At 69.3% G+C, this 2,206-nt stretch carries 2 protein-coding genes and 1 pseudogene; all 3 read right to left on the reverse strand.

Features of this window, described 5'->3' with window-relative positions; translation table 11 throughout:
* Nucleotides 1-188: 188 nt before the first annotated feature.
* On the reverse strand, nucleotides 189-1,055 hold the full coding sequence (locus tag G3N99_RS39215; RefSeq protein WP_206125081.1) for an MOSC N-terminal beta barrel domain-containing protein: 867 nt from the start codon (nucleotides 1,053-1,055) through the stop codon (nucleotides 189-191).
* Between the two features lie 88 nt (nucleotides 1,056-1,143).
* The gene (locus tag G3N99_RS39220) at nucleotides 1,144-2,097 is read right to left on the reverse strand and encodes an ABC transporter substrate-binding protein (RefSeq protein WP_206125082.1); all 954 of its coding nucleotides are present in this window, start codon (nucleotides 2,095-2,097) and stop codon (nucleotides 1,144-1,146) included.
* Between the two features lie 36 nt (nucleotides 2,098-2,133).
* A pseudogene (locus tag G3N99_RS42255) lies at nucleotides 2,134-2,206 on the reverse strand (cytochrome C); the annotation flags it as partial.

Genomic DNA, 2,206 nt, shown 5'->3' on the forward strand with positions numbered 1-2,206 from the left:
ATCAGGGCAGCGTGACGCTGGCCGATGCGGCGGGTGGCGGGCTGGTCGTGACGATCCGGCTGCCGGCGGCGAGCGATGCCATGCAGCGCGCCGCGTGACGGTGAGTAGCGGTGCGGGAAGCGGCTGGCCGTTTGCGGCTGCTTCCCGATCGCGCGGATGTTAGGGGACGAGCGGTTTCGCGCTGCGTCTCAATCGCCGAACCCGATCTCCGCGTCCAGCGACTGACCAACCTCGAGCCACGTACCCACGCCTTCGACGACGATCGCATTGATGCCGAACGTCAGCTCGCCGTCGAAATTCGGGTTCGCGCGGTAGGTCTGCATCGTGTCGGTCGGCTCGTGCGGCCACGCAGGATCGGGCGCGCCGGTGACCTGGTCGATCGTCGGCATCGGGCAGCGCGTGCACAGCTTCACGAGGCGCAGCCGCACGGGCGTCGCGCCTTCCGTGTCGAAATGTTCGACGAAATCCTCTTCGTACGCGTCGAGATCCGACACCACGATGTTCGGGCGGAAGCGGTTCATCGGGATCGCCGGCGCACCTTTTGCGGCGAGCCGTGCGTTCAGGTCGTCGAGCGACGACTGGCCGATCACGAGCAGCGGATAGCCGTCCGCGAACTGCGTGTGCGTATCGATCTCGCCGGTCCATTTGCGGTTGCAGCCGCGGCGCGCGTCGGGCCCGAAGCGCGCGAGCTTCGTGGGCGTGCCGAGGAATTCGGTGAGCCAGGCGGCCGTTTCGGCGCCCGTGTCGATCGCGTCGACGGTGTCGCGCCACACGGTCGCGGCCATTTTCGGCGTGGCGGGCGATGCGTCGCCGTCGAGCGGCGTGCGGATCTCGCGCATGCCCGGCGCGTTCAGCACGAGCGCATCGCTGTCGAGCGCGGTGCGGATCAGCGCGAGGCGCGGGTGCGTGCGCTGCGTGATCATCTGCCCGGCAGGGTCGGTGATCAGCCAGTGGCGGTCGTACGCCAGGCCCGTTTCGAGCAGTTGCGCGCGCGACAGCGCGATGCCGGCGCAGGATTTGATCGGGTAGACGAAGAGTTCGGCGATGGCTGGCATGACGCTGGCTGAAGGCGGATGGCGAGACTGCGATTGTGCCAGATCGTGCCGAAGCCGTTTGGACGGCTGTGTACCGTCGCGCGGCCGGTCATGCGAGCGGGAAGCCGGCGTCGAACGTCGCGCGCACGTCGAGCGGCTGGCGCAGCAGCCCGGCCTTCAGGTAGAAGTCGGCCGTGCGTTGTTGTTCGGCGATAACCGTCGCGTCGATCGGCAGCCAGCGCGTGTTCCGGCGCTCGAACTGCAGCTTCGCGGCCGCCGGCGGAATGCCGATGATGCGCGCGAGTGCGGCGGAATACGCGTCGGCATGCCGATACGACCACGTCTGCGCGCGCACGACGCGCCGCAGGAAATCATGCAGCACGTCGCGCTTCGATGCGATCGCCGCGTCGGTCGCCGCGAGGTAGCTGAGGCCCGACCACAGCCCGCGGCCGTTGACGAGCACGCGCGCGCGGCCGCTCGTTTCGGCGAGCGCGGTATAGGGTTCCCAGGTCGCCCAGGCATCGATCGAACCGGTTGCGAGCGCAAGCATCGTGTCGGCTGGCGGCAGGAAGCGGAACGAGACGGCGTCGGGCGGCAGGCCGGCCGCGTCGAGCGCCTTCAGCGTGACGAAATGACCGATCGAGCCGCGCGTGGTGCCGATACGCTTGCCTTTGAGGTCGGCTGCGCCCTTCAGCGCCGCATCGGGCTGCACGAGCACGGCCGTGCCGTACGGGTCGGAACGGTTCGCGCCGATCACCTTGATGCGTGCGCCCGACGCGAGCGCGAAGATCACCGGCGCGTCGCCGATCGGGCCACAGTCGACGGCGGCCGCGTTCAGCGCTTCGGCGAGGGGTGCGGCGGCCGGAAACTCGGTCCACGCAATGTCGTACGCCAGGCCGTTCAGTTCGCCGGCCGCTTCGAGCAGCGCGCGCAGCCCGCCTTTCTGGTCGCCGGCGCGCAGCAGCGGCCGTGTGCCCGATTGAGCGCGCAGGGCAGCCGGGGCCGCGGCGATCGTGGCGAGTGCGCTCGCTTGGGCGAGGAAGTGGCGTCGGGTCGGATTCATCGTGAAGCTCGGTCGGAAGAGAAGTTCAGGGATTCATCAATGTGGAAGCCCGGCCTGCACATCGCGCACGGGCTCGGTATCGACGCGCAGCAGCAGCGCAGTCAGCGGA

The organism is Burkholderia sp. Ac-20392, assembly GCF_017104585.1.
In the GTDB taxonomy this organism is placed as follows: Bacteria; Pseudomonadota; Gammaproteobacteria; order Burkholderiales; family Burkholderiaceae; genus Burkholderia; species Burkholderia lata.

Coding starts and splice junctions, on each gene's coding strand:
- G3N99_RS39215 (WP_206125081.1), bottom strand. CDS start 1,055: ATGCCAGCCATCGCCGAACTCTTCGTCTACCCGATCAAATCCTGCGCC.
- G3N99_RS39220 (WP_206125082.1), bottom strand. CDS start 2,097: ATGAATCCGACCCGACGCCACTTCCTCGCCCAAGCGAGCGCACTCGCC.